11 protein-coding genes and 1 tRNA gene are annotated in these 16,150 nt (G+C 57.7%); 4 read left to right on the forward strand and 8 right to left on the reverse strand.

Annotated elements, in window-relative coordinates; all coding sequences use genetic code 11:
- Positions 1–104 precede the first annotated feature (104 nt).
- Both atpB and AC0AP0_RS03015 read right to left on the reverse strand, forming a co-directional pair.
- Positions 105–920 carry a F0F1 ATP synthase subunit A gene (gene atpB, locus AC0AP0_RS03010; RefSeq protein ID WP_015022487.1) on the reverse strand — a complete coding sequence of 272 codons (816 nt, stop codon included), beginning with the start codon at positions 918–920 and terminating at the stop codon, positions 105–107.
- Positions 921–1,111: 191 nt separating this feature from the next.
- Positions 1,112–2,158 (reverse strand): homoserine O-succinyltransferase, encoded by a 1,047-nt coding sequence (locus AC0AP0_RS03015; RefSeq protein ID WP_490429337.1) that lies wholly within the window; start codon positions 2,156–2,158, stop codon positions 1,112–1,114.
- 95 nt (positions 2,159–2,253) lie between these two features.
- Between AC0AP0_RS03015 and AC0AP0_RS03020 the strand changes: the two genes are divergently transcribed.
- Positions 2,254–2,330: transfer RNA gene (locus AC0AP0_RS03020), tRNA-Met, on the forward strand.
- A 194-nt stretch (positions 2,331–2,524) separates the two neighbouring features.
- On the opposite strand, the gene AC0AP0_RS03025 is transcribed toward AC0AP0_RS03020, so the two are convergent.
- From AC0AP0_RS03025 to AC0AP0_RS03035, 3 genes are all read right to left on the reverse strand, one after another.
- On the reverse strand, positions 2,525–4,051 hold the full coding sequence (locus tag AC0AP0_RS03025; RefSeq protein WP_490429338.1) for a DUF2130 domain-containing protein: 1,527 nt from the start codon (positions 4,049–4,051) through the stop codon (positions 2,525–2,527).
- A 118-nt stretch (positions 4,052–4,169) separates the two neighbouring features.
- A complete protein-coding gene (locus AC0AP0_RS03030) occupies positions 4,170–4,568 on the reverse strand; it encodes a hypothetical protein (protein ID WP_261253650.1) in 399 nt (132 codons plus the stop codon).
- 163 nt (positions 4,569–4,731) lie between these two features.
- Positions 4,732–5,016 carry a hypothetical protein gene (locus tag AC0AP0_RS03035; protein WP_490429339.1) on the reverse strand — a complete coding sequence of 95 codons (285 nt, stop codon included), beginning with the start codon at positions 5,014–5,016 and terminating at the stop codon, positions 4,732–4,734.
- Between the two features lie 182 nt (positions 5,017–5,198).
- Here AC0AP0_RS03035 and AC0AP0_RS03040 point away from each other — a divergent pair, with 182 nt between their 5' ends.
- The gene (locus AC0AP0_RS03040) at positions 5,199–6,206 is read left to right on the forward strand and encodes an aldo/keto reductase (protein WP_490429340.1); all 1,008 of its coding nucleotides are present in this window, start codon (positions 5,199–5,201) and stop codon (positions 6,204–6,206) included.
- 202 nt (positions 6,207–6,408) lie between these two features.
- Here the strand turns inward: AC0AP0_RS03040 and AC0AP0_RS03045 are convergent, their stop codons facing one another.
- Positions 6,409–6,633: a hypothetical protein gene (locus AC0AP0_RS03045; protein WP_198208082.1), complete on the reverse strand. Its 225-nt coding sequence runs from the start codon at positions 6,631–6,633 to the stop codon at positions 6,409–6,411.
- A 379-nt stretch (positions 6,634–7,012) separates the two neighbouring features.
- Positions 7,013–8,017 (reverse strand): LacI family DNA-binding transcriptional regulator, encoded by a 1,005-nt coding sequence (locus AC0AP0_RS03050; protein WP_198208080.1) that lies wholly within the window; start codon positions 8,015–8,017, stop codon positions 7,013–7,015.
- A gap of 193 nt (positions 8,018–8,210) precedes the next feature.
- Here AC0AP0_RS03050 and AC0AP0_RS03055 point away from each other — a divergent pair, with 193 nt between their 5' ends.
- On the forward strand, positions 8,211–11,978 hold the full coding sequence (locus AC0AP0_RS03055) for a glycosyl hydrolase 115 family protein (RefSeq protein WP_490429341.1): 3,768 nt from the start codon (positions 8,211–8,213) through the stop codon (positions 11,976–11,978).
- 2 nt (positions 11,979–11,980) lie between these two features.
- On the opposite strand, the gene AC0AP0_RS03060 is transcribed toward AC0AP0_RS03055, so the two are convergent.
- A complete protein-coding gene (locus tag AC0AP0_RS03060) occupies positions 11,981–15,892 on the reverse strand; it encodes an LPXTG cell wall anchor domain-containing protein (protein ID WP_490429342.1) in 3,912 nt (1,303 codons plus the stop codon).
- 157 nt (positions 15,893–16,049) lie between these two features.
- On the opposite strand from AC0AP0_RS03060, the gene AC0AP0_RS03065 reads away from it, so the two are divergent.
- The coding region (locus tag AC0AP0_RS03065) for an inorganic diphosphatase (RefSeq protein WP_490429343.1) at positions 16,050–16,150 on the forward strand (101 nt) is incomplete at its 3' end.

The following is a 16,150-nucleotide window of genomic DNA, read 5'->3' on the forward strand; positions in this document are numbered from 1 at the left end:
CCGGTTCTTGGATTGTGGTTCAGCCCCGACCCCCGTCTACTGGTCGGAACCGACGAATATGTGGGCTGCGACCGCCTGAAGCGCCGACCGCGGCTTTTTTTCGCTCAACCTTCCTCAGGGTAACTCATGGAGATGTAGACCGTGGTCAGGATGGCGAAGATATAAGCCTGAAGGGCCGCCACAAAGATTTCAAAGGCCGTCAGGGCGAAGCCGAGAACGAACCAGCCCACGCCAGCCAGGGCCAGGAGCTTGTTGCTGGCCTCAATGATGTAGAACTGGGTGAAGGCCAGGCTGACAGCCACCAGCAGATGGCCGGCGATCATGTTGGCAAAGAGTCGAATGGTCAGGGAGGCCGGCTTGACGATGACCATCTCCAGCAGCTGGATGGGCGTCAGAATGATATAGAGAGGCCAAGGCACCCCAGCTGGGAAGAGCTCAGACTTGAAATAGCCCCAGACGCCCTGTTCCCGGAATCCCGTCACCATGTACTGGCAGAAAGTCCAGATGGCAAAGACCAAAGGCATGGTGATGGTCGCAGTTGCCGCGATGTTCATGCCTGGCACGATGCCGCAGAGGTTGAAGACCAGGATAGTCAGGAAGATGGTCGTAATCATGGGCACGTAGCGCTTGCCCCGAATCTCGCCCAGGGTGTCATAGACGACCGAGTCACGGATGAACTCAATGACCCATTCAATGGCCCCCTGCCAACGGGAGGGAATCAGCTTGGCCCTGGCGGCGGTGATTCCCAGCACCAGAAGGATGATGACCATGGCCACGAACCTGATCAGGATGATCCTGTTCATGGCGAAGGGCGTTCCCTGGAAAAGAATCTCAGGAGGCAGGAAATCTTCGATGGTGGGTAGCTCGCTCGGCTTGGCCATAGCCAGACTGAAAGCTTCACTTCCCATTGCCTCTAGCATCTATCGCCTCCTGAACGACACAGTGAACACTATAGCGCGTATGTGACTCATAGCTGCACCGTATGGGTAGTGTAGCCCACACCAAGAGCCACGGTAACCATGGATTCATCCAGTGTGTCACAGATAGTGGCCACAGGTTGAATGCGCCCTGCGGTGTGGACGGGTTGATAACGAATTTAATCCAAACGTCATCAACTATTAACAACGCCAGGAATAAGCCCATACCCGTCACCAGCCAAGGGACGATATCCGTCGGCGCGTGGACAACCAGGAGCGTGTCTGATGGATCGGTCGGTGCCTAGTTGGCCCGCCGCCCGCAGAGTCGGCACCTGGTCCAGATCATAAGGAGTGGTCTCGTACACCCAGTTCAGCCAGTTGCGCCAGAGCAGGTTGGCATGTGCCCGCCAGGAGAAGACCGGCTCCAGTGTGGGATCGTCATGGGGGTAGTAGTTGACCGGAAAAGGCACCTGGTCCAGACCCTTGGCCATGTCACGCTGGTACTCGTGAGCGAGAGTGTCACGGTCATACTCCCAGTGGCCCAGCACGAAGATCTCTGAGAAATCCTGGGTGCTGATAAGCCCTGGACCTGACTGAGGACCCCAGGTCAGCACCTGCAGATCCGGGCAGGCCCGCACTTGGTCCTCGTCCACCCCGGCCCAGCGGGAGTGGGGCTGCAGGGCAATCTCGTCGAAGCCATTGGTGATGAAGCAGTACTCGTCTTGCAGGTACTGGGGGAAAACCCCGAAGACCTTGCGATCCAGGTTGCGCTTGGCGATGCCATGACGGTAGTAGAGCCCGGCCATGGCCCCCCAGCACAAGTACATGGTTGAGAAAACATGGGTAGACGACCAGTCCAGAATGCGGGTCAGCTCCTCCCAGTAGTCGACCTGCTCAAAATCCATCTGCTCCACGGGGGCGCCCGTCACGACAAGACCGTCATAGCAGTTGTCTTTGAAGGAATCCAGATTCTCGTAGAACTTGACCAGGTGATCCATGCTGGTGTGCGCGGCTTGATGGGTGGATGTCTTCATGAAGTCGATCTCCACCTGAAGCGGTGACTTGGAGATCAGCCGCAGCAGCTGGGTTTCGGTCTCCACCTTGGTAGGCATCAGATTGAGGATGACCAGCCTGAGCGGACGCATCTCCTGGCGCTCCGCCTCGTGACTTTCCAGAGCGAAGATGCGCTCCGAATCGAGGATGGATCTGGCCGGCAATCCGGTGGGGATGGTGATAGGCATGGCTCCATTATCTCCCAAGTAAAGCCTGCCCACACACGGACTTGACAAGTGCGCTGGAATCCGTAATATAGATAACTGCTGTGTTGCACAGCCGACGCGGGGTGGAGCAGTTCGGTAGCTCGCTGGGCTCATAACCCAGAGGTCTCAGGTTCAAATCCTGACCCCGCTACCAGTAAGGCTCGGAATCGTTTGGATTCCGGGCCTTTAATTCTCTATCTTGTTTTTCTATCTCAGCGTATTTGCGGCCGTTCGGAACACTGGCCAGTGTGGTGCAGTCAAATATGGACGGACGATGGACGACCCAACCACAAAATCAGAGATAGCCGTTTAGGTCCATCACCTCACATGACTGCATCGTTCATAGTCTCAGGATTCTAACGCCTTCGACTTATTTAGTTCGTCGAATTTGGCTTTCATCGTCTCATTGTTTCTGGTCAGTCTTCGTATGGTCACATCCTGCGCCTTGTTGTTGGCCAGGCGAAGCTGATTCTCGGAACCTAGCAGCGCGTCCTTTATCTTGTTCAGGTGGTTGATGGATTTGTCGATCTCCTCCACTGCGGTCTTGAACTTTTTTGAGGCGATATCGTAGTTGCGTCCAAAAGCACTCTTGAAGGAGTCCAGCTCTTCCTCGAAATGCGTTATATCGATGTTCTGTGCCTTCACCTCTTCAAGTTCATTCTTGTATTGCAGAGAGTTCTTGGCGGCATCACGAAGCAGGGTGATTATCGGAATGAAGAACTGTGGGCGGACAACGTACATTTTCGGGTAGCGATAGGAGACATCCACGATACCCGTGTTGTACAGGTCGCTGTCAGGCTCCAGCAGGGAGACCATGATGGCGTATTCGCAATGCTTCTCATGCCTGTCCTTGTCGAGCTCCTTGAAAAAGTCCTCGTTCTTGTGCTTGGTGGAGGTAGTGTCCGTCTCATTCTTCATCTCGAACATGATGGACACGATCTCCGTGCCGGAATCATCCCAGTCGCGGAAGATGAAGTCGCCCTTGCTGCCCGTCCTGGCATCGTTGTCCTTCTCGAAGTAGGCATTGGCAAAAGCCGTGGACCGCAGCTTGTTGAACTCGATCTGACAATGCTGCTCAAGCGTCTCCCCCACCATCTTGGTGGACAGCTTCGCCTTCAGATCGCGCAACCGCTCAATCTGATCGTCACGATCCTGAATCTGAACCTCATAGCGCTCCTTGAGGGACTTGGCCTCGACCTTGCTCTGCAGCTCCGCCTTGTCCAGACTGCTCTTCAATTCTGCTATCTCGGAATCCTTGTCCGCGACGACCGCCTGCAGCTGCGACTTCAGCTGCTCCTTGGAGAGCTTCTCCTCCGACTCCTTCTCAAGCTGCAGCCTCTCAAGCCTGCCCTTGAAATCATCCCTCTCCTTCTGCACCGGACCCAAAGCCTGGGCAAGCTCCTGCTTCTTCTGCAACTCAAAAGCATCCAGCTGATTCTGCAATTTGACGATCTCGGCATCTTTGTCTGCAGCCGCCTTCTGCAGCTCGCTCTTGGAATTGGCCGCTGCCAAATCGAGCGCCTGCTGCTTCTCCGACTCGGCCTTGTCCAGCTTGGCGCTCAGATCGTCTTTCTCTTTCTCGACCTTCCTCAAGGCTTCTGAAACAGCCAATTCCTTTGCAGCCTGCTCGGATTCCAGCTTTGCCCGCAGCTCCTGTATCTGGGCGTCCTTGGCACTTTTGGTCTTCTGCAGCGTCTGCTCGGCCTGCGCCTGGTCCAGTTCACGAATCTTGCTATTCTCCCTTTTGGCCTGCTCAAGCCGTTCATGAAGCTGCTTGTCAAAATCCTTGTCACGAACCTGCTTCAGAATGTCGGCATATCCGGCCTCTTCGGCAGTGAATACGGTTCCGCATTTGGGACATTTAATTTCGGGCATATGCAACCCTTTCTTTCCAAACCTGTGTTAAAAACTACCCTTGCTCTAAGCAGTCTGCATTGAAAACCGAGTACCTATGGCACTTAATAAAAACTATATTTGATCTACGTCGATATCATTACAAGGATTCGATAATCATGGACCAGGTAATAATCTTGCGGATCGCGCCACAAGCCCGGCGATAGTCTCCCGCCTGCCTTGCAGCCTCGAAAGCTGCTGCTACAACCGGCTCTTCAATGCCAACCGCCTCGGCAATCCACAACAAGGACGCAGCGTTCTCCAATTTGTTGAAACATCTTTTGGCGCTGTTATTCGGCTTCTGCCGGGAATAGGCGCCTGATCCATGGGTCGCGTTGTCTGCAAACCAGTGCACCATATGCTGTTTTTCTGTTCTTGCATGCGTGTCCGGCGAATTGTTTATCTCGCTAAGGTACCTATCGGAATAAGGATAATGCGAGCGTTTGAAACGCAACAAATGCGAAAAAGCAACGCAGCTCATATCAGTTCTTCTTGCCACGTGAGCCCTCTTCGTTAAAGGTTAGCTTCAACTGTTACATCAATTATACCAACGGAGAATAATGACATATCCAGTTGGCGACTAGCCTGCCCGCATTGCTCGGATCGCACCTATTCCAAAGAACAAAGTACGTATATGACCCACGTGCATAAATGAACATCAGTCACGACCTGTCGAGGCAGTTATATTCGGTATTCAATTTCACCGTTAACAAGATTCGAGACTGCAAGGTTGAGGACTGGCTGACCCCAAAACCACCCTCAGAAAATAAAGCAACCGGTATCGACGCATTCTTGAGCACTTGACAAAGCAAAAGGACGGAAGCGCAGAGGATCCCAAGGCCAGTGTCCACTTGTCTTCGCTCGTCCAAAAGATCATTACACACATTCAGCTGAGCAAGCAACAAGCCCAAAGCCCAACCCTTGCCATCAATAATGACTGCATTCACTCACATTCAAGCTCTTTACCTTCTTATACTGCTTGTTACGGTTCATAACAGGTCATCGATAAAAGGCTCAGACGACCTTTTCTCTGTATTTGCTCACTGCCCAAACCAAAGAAGTAGACCTCCACCGACTCGAACTTGCTAGCATGATTGCGTCTGCACCAAGGAAGGCCAAGGGGGCTTAAATGCAGTACACACAACTGGGCGAAACGGGCATCAACATATCGAAGATCTGCGTGGGGTGCATGAGCTTCGGCAAACCAGGCACCATGCATGACTGGACACTAGACGAGGAGGGGACTGACGCGGTCGTTGCGCACGCACTCGATCTGGGCATCACCTTCTTCGATACGGCCAACGGCTACTCCGCTGGAACCAGTGAGGAGTACTTGGGAAAGGCGCTTAGAAAGCATACAAGCCGCGAGCGGGTGGTCATTGCATCCAAGGTCTATTTCAATGAGGGGCGCCTTTCGTCCAAGGCCATCCATCGGGAGATCGAGGGGACGCTCAAGCGGCTGGGCACCGACTACTTGGACCTCTATATCATCCACAGATTCGACTATGAAACTCCCATCGAAGAGACCATGGAAGCACTGAACGATCTGGTTCAGGCCGGCAAAGTGCGAGCGCTAGGAGCCTCAGCCATGTACGCCAGCCAATTTCGGGACATGCAGAAAGTCGCCCAAGACAACGGTTGGACCCCCTTCAGCGCCATGGAGAACCATTACAACCTGCTCTACCGGGAGGACGAGAAGGACCTGATACCCTTCTGCAAAAAGACGGGCGTCTCGCTCATGCCCTACAGCCCCCTGGCCGCCGGCCATCTGACACGACCCACCTGGACCGCCGATACCCTGCGCAGCGCGACCGATAAGGTCTCGCGTGGCAAGTACGACCGGGCCGAAGACAACGACCTGGCCATTATCGACCGTGTACAAAAGGTGGCAGAGCGACACAACGTTCCTATGGCCCGGGTAGCCATTGCCTGGCAGTGGGCTAAAGGTGTCGCTTCACCAATCATCGGCGCCACGAAGGCCCGGCATCTTGACGACGCAGCGGCTGCGCTGGATTTGAAGCTCACCCCTGAGGAGATCGCCTCCATGGAGGAGCCCTACCTGCCGCACGAGACCGTGGGAGCCATCGACAGCAATCCGCCCCAGGGTATAGTGCTGCTGGACGCTGAGGAGAATTGACACCGTCACCCTTCGCGTCAGAACTTCTGCGGCATATGCTTCGAAGCCGATATCCCCGGCTGTTCGGAAATTCAAACGCTTGCAGAACTGACAGCAGCGGGGCCAAGCATAAGGCGGATGCCCCGTTGGGGGATTGTCCACCTCAGTTGTTGGATGCTCTCAGGCAGGCACTGACAAATCAATCATTTATTTGCTTAAGCGTTTACTTTGTATAGTGCTGGTTATAGACTTTCTGCTCCTGTTTGATGTTCTGGTCCAGACTGGTCTTCTTGAGGGTGTCCACGTACTGTTCCCAGCCGGAGCTCACCTCCTGCCAGTTGATCTCGCAGCAGCAGTCATTCTCGACCTGCTTGGGCAGGACCATCTTGAGCATCTTCTTCATCAGGTGGTGCATGACTACAGAGACGGCTGCAGGCGACACCACCACCTACAAAGGCCAGCAACGATGCGCTTATTCGGCGAAGCTCTGCCGACGGCAGCCTCACCTACCACGGATCCGATCCCACAGGAAACGCGACGAGCCGGAATCTCAGTCCAGTGCGCCCCTGTACGATGTGAGGTCATGGCATGTCCTTTCTTCATGAAACGGGATGTACAAGCGCCAAAAGGATTAAGCTCGCTCACACTGGGAACCGGACAGACGACCTGCGGCCCTAATGCCTATCGCAACTCCGACACTGGTCATGATAAGAAGAAAGGGGAAATTTGTCAAATGAAAAAGTTTCTTAAGATTAAAGGGCGAAAGACTCGCTTGTGGCAGTGAAATTGCGATTGTAGTGCTGTCTGAAATTTAGAGACAGATTGCTTTAGAGCGGCATTCTGGTGGAGGCGCGCTGAACCAGCGTGCCCTTGACGCATTCGATACCTTGGTGACTTCGGCCGTCCAGCATGTCAGCAAGGCAGCTGGCCGCCCGGGTGCCGATGGCCTTCAGATTCAGGTCGACGCTGGTCAGCGGAGGACGCGAATTGCCGACAATGACCGACCGATTGTCAACCCCAACCACCGATACCCTATCCGGAACGGCAATATGCCGATCATGCAGGATATCCAGACACCCCCGGGCTATCTCATCGTTGCCACAAGCCACGCCGTCGAAGTCGATGCCCTCATCCAGCAAGCCAATCATGGTGCGACGTCCGGTCTCTTCGTTCCAGCCCCCATACCGAACCGTACGCACGGCAGCCAGCCCACGGCTATCCAATTCGGCCATCTCACCCTTGAGTCTCCTGACCGATGACTGGAAGGCTGGATCGCCAGCAATCAGCACGATTTTTTTGGATCCACCCTCGACCAGATGCCGTACCATCAGCCGCCCGATATCCTCGTTGTCAGTGACGACCGAGCAGTCATGGGGATCCAGGGACGCCTGGTTGGCATAGACAACCGGCACCGGACAGCTGGTCAGCGCAGGCCGCGGATCGGTACGCCATCCGACCATCAGCAGACCTTTGACGCCATAGGCCAGCAGATTATCTATATGGTGCTGTTCAAGAGCAGGGTCCCTGCCGGCGTTGCAGAGAAAAACAGGAATGGATTCGACTCCGAAGTAGCTTTCCGCACCAATCAGGATGGGCATGGAAAACTGACCATCCAGGTCCGAAGTGACCAGCCCCACCGACTTTGGCAGGCTGGGAGGTTGGGACTGTTTCTGACGCTCATTGAGCGAAAAGGAGAGCTCTGCCGCGGCCTTGAACACCTTGGCCCTTGTCGGACCGCTGACCTGTGCGCTGTTGCGTAGCGCCTTGGAGGCTGTGGACACCGCAACCCCTGCCTTGGCAGCCACGTCGGCCAGCGTCACTTTCTTGCTCATCGGATCGCCTCCCTGCTCTGCTGTACTGTGAGCGTCTCCAACTATGGTAATGGAGGGAGACGGCCATCGAACCCTGTCAGTCGTATTCATTTTTTTGCTCATTGAAAATTTTCCTAATCAGGTGTTAGCCTATGGGTGTCCGAACACAGGCGGCAGAGCATCCGCCTGATCAGCAGACAGTGGGAGCGCCACCATGGTCACCTTGTTTCATCCCCAGCCCGGAACCATCCCAGTGACCGCCGGGTCGGGCGCAGTTCTGGCCGATTCAGGGGTCCGGCCCAATTGGCTGCTGGATCATGGTGAGGATTCGGCCGTGCAAATTGCGGCAAGCAGCCTGATGAGGGATTTTGCGACCGTCACCGGCCAGACCCAGAGACCGACCAATCTGATCGACGAGAGTAGCCTGACCATCTGCCTGGGCACCTTGGGCCATTCAAGTTGGATCGATTCGGCTGTCTGCTCCGACCAGCTCGATCTGACCCCGCTCAAGGACCCCCAAGGAGAGTATCGCTGGGAAGGCTTCACCTTGCAGGTCATCGACGGCACCCTCTATATCGCCGGGACTGATCGGCGCGGAACCATCTACGGGATCTACGCTCTCAGCCGGGCCATCGGCATCTCACCCTTGCACTGGTGGGGGAACGTGCCGGCACGTCACCATGAACGGATATGCCTGCCCGACGATCTGCGCGTCTTCGACTGGCCCTCGGTCAAATACCGGGGCTTCTTCATCAACGACGAGGAGGAGCTGGACGACTGGGCTCGCCTGCACACTCCCGACGGAACAATCGGACCGACGACCTACGAAAAGGTCTTTGACCTGATTCTGCGGCTGGGCGGCAACTATCTGTGGCCGGCCATGCACGTCAACGCCTTCAATGCCGATCCGCGTAACGGCAGGCTTGCCCAGAGCATGGGGATTGTCATCGGAAGCAGCCACTGCGACATGCTCCTGCGGAGCAACCAGCATGAGTGGGACCCCTGGGTGGCCTCGCAGGGCACGCATGTGGACTATGACTATTCGTTGCCCGGACACAACCGGGATATGATTCGGCGCTACTGGTCGCAGAGCGTGGACATGAACCGGAACTACGAGGTCACCTGGACCCTGGGCATGCGCGGCATACACGACACGGGCCTGACCACGCGCGCCATCGACGAGGATCCGAACCTGGACCAGGAGGGTCGTCTGCGAGCGCGGGTCGATCTGCTCGGTCGAATCATTCGCGACCAGAGGGACATCCTGCGTCAGCACCTGGGTCGACCTCCACAGGAGGTACCCCAGCTCTTCATTCCCTACAAGGAGGTGCTGCCCCTCTACGACGCGGGCCTGGACCTGCCCGAAGACGTGACCATCATGTGGGTCAACGACAACTACGGGTATATGCGTCGCTTCCCCAATCAGGCCGAACGGGCACGCAGCGGAGGCAATGGGGTCTACTACCACAGCTCCTACTGGGCGCCACCGAGGACCAGTTACCGCTGCACCTCATCCACTCCCCTGGCTCTGATGAACGACCAGCTGGGCAAGTGCTGGGATCGGGGCATCCGCCGGGTATGGGTAGATAATCTGGGAGCCATCAAGCGCCTGGAGCTGGAGGGATCCTACTTCCTCCACCTGGCCTGGAATGCAGACGAGGATCACCACCGTCTATCACCCCGGGACTTCGTGGCCGCCTGGTTCGACCAGACCTTCGCCGACAATCGCGGCTCTGAGGTGGCCGACCTGTGCATGAGCTACTACCGGATCAACAATCAGACCAAAATCGAGCACCTGCACGAGGACTCCTTCACCCAGACAGGTTACGACGACGAGGCCGGCGGCCGCCTTGCAGCCTTACGGGAACTAGCTGAGCGCTCGCACAATCTTGGCAGGAGCATGAAGCCAGAGTTTCGCGAAGCCTATCGATCGCTGGTGGACCTGAAGATCGCCATGGCCTACTACGTGAACGCCCAGTTCTACCATGCGGACCGCAGCCGCCTTGAGGCCGCCAGAAGCGCCTTGCCAGCCGCCGACAGGCAGATGAAGATCTCCCATCTCTTCCAGGGGATGATCCGGGCTCTGCTCCATTGGTACAACAAGAAACTGGCCCAAGGCGGTTGGGACGGCATTCTCACTCCCAACAGGTTCCCTCCTCCCACGCTGCCTCAGTACCCGGCTTGCAGGCCGGTGAAGGTTCAACCAAACCAGGGACTGATCCTGACGCCACAGGGAGCACAGGAGGGCGTCATAGTCCCGGGCAATAGCCATCATGTCAAGCTGGTCTTCGATCCCTATGGCATCACCGACCGTTGGATTGACCTGGACCTTATGGGAAGCCCTGCACAGGAAGTGTGCATCAGCGCCGATCAGGACTGGATCCGTCTGCCAGCGGAACGGCGAATTGTCAGGGATGAATGGCGAATCCATGTACAGGTCGAGAACGCCTCAACACATGCGGGTCGCCAGGGTACACTGACCATCATCACCCGTCCCAGCAAGCCGGAGACAACTGAAAAAGCCTGGTCTACCCCGATCAGGGTCGATGTTCTAGCAGGCGAGAATCCTGGCTTCAGACAAGGATTCACCGGCTTCGTCGAGGCGGATGGTCACATCAGCATGGACCCCTCACGCGGACGCGTCAACCCCGACCTCACTCAGGCCACTGCTTGGCTAGCGACCCAAGACCTGGGACGTTTTGGCCCAAGCCTGATGCAGACCAAGGGCTGGAGCGACCCGGAATCAGGAAGCGGGGCCTGTCTGAGTCTGGACTTCTGGCTGAAGACCCCCGGCCGCCATCGTCTGGAGGTTCACCGGCTGCCCACTCTGAACTCACGCGGGCGAATTCGCCTCCGTGTCAGCCTGGATGGCGACCAGGGCGAAATCCTGGAATCATCCACCACTGACGAGTTCCGTGGCGACTGGCAGGAGACCATCGTATACAACGCCGAGCAACTGGCCATGATCCTGCCCTACTTGAAGGCCGGACCCCACCGGCTGCAACTGATCGCTGTGGACGACTCCTTCGGCATTGACAAAGTCGTGATCAACACCGGTCGGGAACGGCCCAGCCGACTGGGACCCACCTTCAGTACCTGGGTGACAGGTGGACAGCCCTCCAAACAGACCGACAACAGGAGCTCTCACACATTTCATAAAGACAGGGCTCAGACCGGCAATCAGATTACGGACCATCAGCCAACGCCCACGGCCGAGGTCTTGGACCGCCCCCTACGGAACCTGGCCATCGGAGACTACGGAATCGATCCGGACCATACCCCGGAAGAACCTGTACCCTACTTCGATCAGGACTACTGGCTTCACGGCGGTTTGTATACACGGCCGAAGCTGGTCTGGCCTGCCGGGCATCAGCATGAGCAGAAGCTCAGCCAGGACAATGACGCCAACAAGACCCCAGAGCATATCTACCTTGAGCCCGCCGACTGCCTAAGACAGGACGAAAACGCCTGGCTGTCACAGGATGGCCCACAGAATGGCAGGCGTCGGAAGGGCTGCTGGGTCCCTACCGACGCCCCCATTCACCGGGGCTGGGGCCTGGCCATGCGGACCGAGCCAAGGCAACAGCTCTGGCCCGAACCCGGCCGAGCTCCCGGCATAAACCTGGCCTTCCAGGTTGACAGGCCAGGCAACTACCGGATCTGGCTCCTAGCCCAGTTCGCCTCCGACCTGGAGGACTCCTGCCATGTGATCTTGGACGGCGACCCGCTGGCCCCGGACGACATCTTCCCCCGAGGGGGAAGACTGATGACCTTCGCCACCGAGCATGTCTGGGGATGGTCGGAGATGGCCGCCGTCCAGCTGACCGGCGGTCGGCACGTGCTGACCTTGGAGCCGGAACGGGCCGGCATGCGCATCGCACGTGTCTACCTGGCCTGCGATGGATCACGGCCTCCTTTGGATGAGCAATGGCCCAGCCAGAAAGACGGCAGACCAGGGGACACGCATGGGCTGGACGTGTGAAATCAGTGGTCACTGCCGCCCCTACGGCCCTTGGACGCCCGCCTGACCAGGCCGAAGAGGAGCGAGCCGGTCATGACTGCCGCTGCAACGATGGCCAGAGGAAGAGCTACAGCCGCCCCTGTTCCGGGCAGTGCTTCCCCAAGAGCGTTCCAATCGTCGCTATTGGAACGGACAGCCCGATCCGAACACAGCAGACGGCCGTCGACCATCACGCCCCGGGAATCAGGCCGTACAGAAGCCTTGCCGGCATCTTCCCGCTCAGGAAGGGCCGCCTCCTCTTCTACCGGACAGGGCACCAGGGGACTGCCGATCACCCTAGCCCTGTCGGTGTGCCGACCTGATATGCCCGTCACCGTGGCATGCACGTCTACAGACTGGCCAGGTCGTAGCATCAGGGTCGACCAGTTGTCGGGATAGCGAATCCCAGTCACCCGCCCCTGACCGACGACTGTCTGATCCTCCAAACGCAGTTGCCGGGCGGGGAAGATGGCCCCGGTCCCATCGCCGGGATCGCGGGGAGAATCATTGGTGATCCGGAAAACAATAGGGACATCATCATGAGTCCGAAGGGCCTGTTCCGGCTGATCCCGATCACCCTTGGACATACCGCCGGCCCGATCAAACTTCTCGATATGCAGAGCCGGAGTCATATCGGGCGTTCTGGTCCAGACCGTGTTGGAGACCAGGGTCTTGTCCTGGTAGTACTCAGTAAATCGGTTCTCATGACGCTCCACGTTCTTCAGCCGTCTGCATTGCAGGTAGGTCCTCCAACCGACGGGGCGGTCGCCTGAAGCGCTGACCAAGGCCAGATATCGGGGTGTGGCCTCCACTTTGACCAGACCTGCCGGGTCTGCGGTCATCGTGAACAGGGGGCCGCCATGAATATCTGCAGATATATCCGAACCAGCCATGATTTGTCCATGATGAATCAGGATGCGCCCATTCTCGTAGAGATCCTGGTTGGCGTAGACGGCCCAATGGCCGGTGAACCGGTCCACCGAGGGGTCCAGCCGATCCTCGATCCGCCAGGTTTTCACCTGCGGATAGGCCCGTCCGGCCGGCAGCAGACTTGAGTCCAGACGATAGAGGAAGAGCCGGCCACGGTAGAGACTGCTGCTGTGAGCGCTGTCCCCGCCCACGTCCACTACCACATCCTTGGCGGGATTGAGCGGTTTGACCGGATTAGCGACCACATTGGTGGCTTTGCGCATGTCGTTGACTATCTGAGTCGCCTGGTTGCGCACCACGTGACCAGGCTCTGCACGGATGACCGTGTAAGGCAGGACCAGATCGTAGGTGCGCCCCAGCAAGCCTTGGTCAATGGCCGGCTCCCTGAGGGGACTATGGCCTCGGGCAGCGGCATAGGCAGCCAGATCGGGAGGCTGAGGATCTCCTTTGAGGGTCGCACCTGTGGCCGGAACATAGGTGTCCACAGTTTTGGCGAAGACCAGGACCATACCATTTTTTACCTGAATATTGAAAGCCTTGGTGTAATCGCGGCCGTCGGAGCCCAGGACCTCGATGCGCTTGGGATCGATATCCAGGTGCCGAGCGTCGTAGGCATCCGTCATGCCCAGCCGCCAGACCGGATAGGCGGTGTCTTTACGGCGGGCGTCCAGACTGATTCGATAAACTCCCCGGTCACCCACAAAGAGCACCTTGCCGTTGATGCTGATGCCTGGATTATGCGCGCTGACATCGCTCTTCGAGGGACGGAAGTCAGCAGGCGGATTGCTCACTTGGTTGGAGGGGGTCAGTGAATTGTTCAGCGTCAACAACCACTGGTTTTCCACCCGATGATTCCTTGGGGCCTTGGGATCAACCCTGCCCTCAAAGCGCAGGCGAATTCTGGGGTTGCTCCCGGCATGCCATTGGCTGATCCGGCTGGGATCGGTAATGGCCACCCGCAGGGTGTGGTCCTTGGCCTTCCACTTTGTGGCGTATCCGGTCTTGGCGATGATATCGCCGCTCTGCAGGTCAGTCACCTCAAGGGTCTGCTTGTCGGGCACAAACCAGCGGTCATACACATCCGTCAGAATGATTGATTTGACAGGATAGGCCAGATTGTCGGGCAGACTGGGCTGGGTATCCAATTGATACTCCAGTCGCTGACCAGGGAAGACCACCTTGCCGTCAACGCTGGCCTGCTCCCCGCCCTGACCAGCCTCAGAGATTACATCCTTGCGTACCGGAGGCAGGTATCCGCAAATGCCTGGCTTGTTGGTCTCCACATTCTGCGTGTTGACTGTCTGGGAGCCCAAGTTGGTCAGAGGCTCGCCTTCGCTGCCATGGCTATTAGGAGCCCGGCAAAAGGTCAGCTCCTGGTCAGGTGTCCCACCCATATCCTTGCGGACCCTGGCCGCGCCGCCGCCGTTGGCAAAGCGGACAGTGAAGGGAACCAGCATAGTGACCTGCATAGGGTCCTCCATCCCCTTTAAGCCGCTCAGCCATCCGCTTTTGGCTTGTGCCCGCGCTCGTGTGCCGGTCACGCTGATCTCGAAACGGTCGGTCACATCCCTGCCCTTGGCCGCAATGTCCTCGATGCTGCTGCGGCGGTAGTGCCCGTCTGCATCCGCCTTGGCCTTGGCAACGAAGACGCGAATGGCCCGAGCCCCGTCCTGATCGACCAGATAGTCAGCAGCGCCCCAATCGTCAGTCAGGGCGAAAACCTTGGGTGCCTCAATCAGATGGGCTTCGACAGTGGCGTTGACCACTGACCCCACCCGGTCCCCGTCCAGAAAGGCATGCCCGTCGGCACCAGTTCCGTTACTCCATTGGGGGTCTATGACGCTCTTCCACACCCCCGTAGCCGTATCTCGCAGGATCCAGGATTTGTCGGGCCTGGGCTTCCATGTGGGTGTACGACGTTCCGGAGTCGACTGGTCAATCTGCCGGGCGGCGCCCTTCCAGTGGACTCCTCCCTGGTCCAGAATCACCCCGGTCTCTGGCCGCTCGACAGTCACATCCAGCTGCCACACCCAGCGGTGTTTCTGCGGCAGAGCACCGCCCTTCCAGGTTGCTGTGGCCCGGTCACCAGGCGGCCTAGCTCCTTCGGCGGTGTTGAAAATGAATTTATCAGTCAAATCTTCGCCGCTGGTCTGGTCCCTGACATGCTGGCCGCTTATACGGTACTGCTTACCCTGAGGATTAAAGACATCGCTAAAAGTCAGTTCTCGCCCGCCGTGACCGGTTTCAGTGACGATACGGGTGCGATTGGTCATCCCATCCGCGCTTGTTCCACGATCTACTTCCTTGTCGGGGGGATCCGGCGGCAGATCTGCCGGCTTGGGCTCGTAGTCGTTGAGCATGATCACCACCAGGGAAATATCATTCTCGTTGCCTGCATACTCGTCAGCAAATTTGTCCAGACTGTCCTCGGGCTGATCCCAGAAGGGGTCGCCGGTTCGGTAGGTCACCCCGCGGTTGCTAAAGCTGCGGTTGGCCACCTGGCTGCGCCAGTTATCCATCCAAAGCTTGTGAATGGCCACACAGATCCCGTCAAAGATACGTTGGGATCCACGGTAGCCAGCAACCACTCCCACGCCGGTTACCCGACAGTGGCCCTGTCCGGATTGGTCGGCATGGGCCTGGTTAAAGCGGGCCTGACAGTTGCCGTTAGCCTCATCCAGAGCCTGACGCTTGACCCGGGCCGTAGTGGCATTGCCCCCATCCACCACACCCATCTGGGACAACGCCCTGTCTACGCTGCCTATCTCATAACCGCCAAAAGCACCCTGGTCGTCATCCTTGTAGGCCCAACCCTGCCAAATCCGGACATTTTCGCCGCCGGGGGGCACAGGTCCGCCACCGGCATGACCCGATCCTCCGCCAGCCACGGCAGGAGCCGCCGGACCGGCAAGGGTCGCCAAGGCAACCAGAGCCGCCAAGAGGCTGACCCGTCTATGCTTGTTCATACTCGTCCTCACTCTTCGCCCGCTCCATGCCTTGAGTATGAGCGACTGCCGGGCGTACAGGTGCGTGAGCGGGAGATTGTGGTCGAATGTGCCGCGGGACGGTTATGCTGTGTATAACACATACCTATGCTGTCCAGACCGAGAAGGAGACAGGACAATGGCAGAGACATTCGACGTGTTGGTCGAGATCCCCCGGGGCTCCCGCAACAAGTATGAGATGGACCACGATAGCGGCCATATCAGGCTGGACCGCACCCT

Source organism: Bifidobacterium sp. POST2/T3 (B1) (assembly GCF_058197115.1).

Coding starts and splice junctions, on each gene's coding strand:
- atpB (WP_015022487.1), bottom strand. CDS start 920: ATGCTAGAGGCAATGGGAAGTGAAGCTTTCAGTCTGGCTATGGCCAAG.
- AC0AP0_RS03015 (WP_490429337.1), bottom strand. CDS start 2,158: ATGCCTATCACCATCCCCACCGGATTGCCGGCCAGATCCATCCTCGAT.
- AC0AP0_RS03025 (WP_490429338.1), bottom strand. CDS start 4,051: ATGCCCGAAATTAAATGTCCCAAATGCGGAACCGTATTCACTGCCGAA.
- AC0AP0_RS03040 (WP_490429340.1), top strand. CDS start 5,199: ATGCAGTACACACAACTGGGCGAAACGGGCATCAACATATCGAAGATC.
- AC0AP0_RS03050 (WP_198208080.1), bottom strand. CDS start 8,017: ATGAGCAAGAAAGTGACGCTGGCCGACGTGGCTGCCAAGGCAGGGGTT.
- AC0AP0_RS03055 (WP_490429341.1), top strand. CDS start 8,211: ATGGTCACCTTGTTTCATCCCCAGCCCGGAACCATCCCAGTGACCGCC.
- AC0AP0_RS03060 (WP_490429342.1), bottom strand. CDS start 15,892: ATGAACAAGCATAGACGGGTCAGCCTCTTGGCGGCTCTGGTTGCCTTG.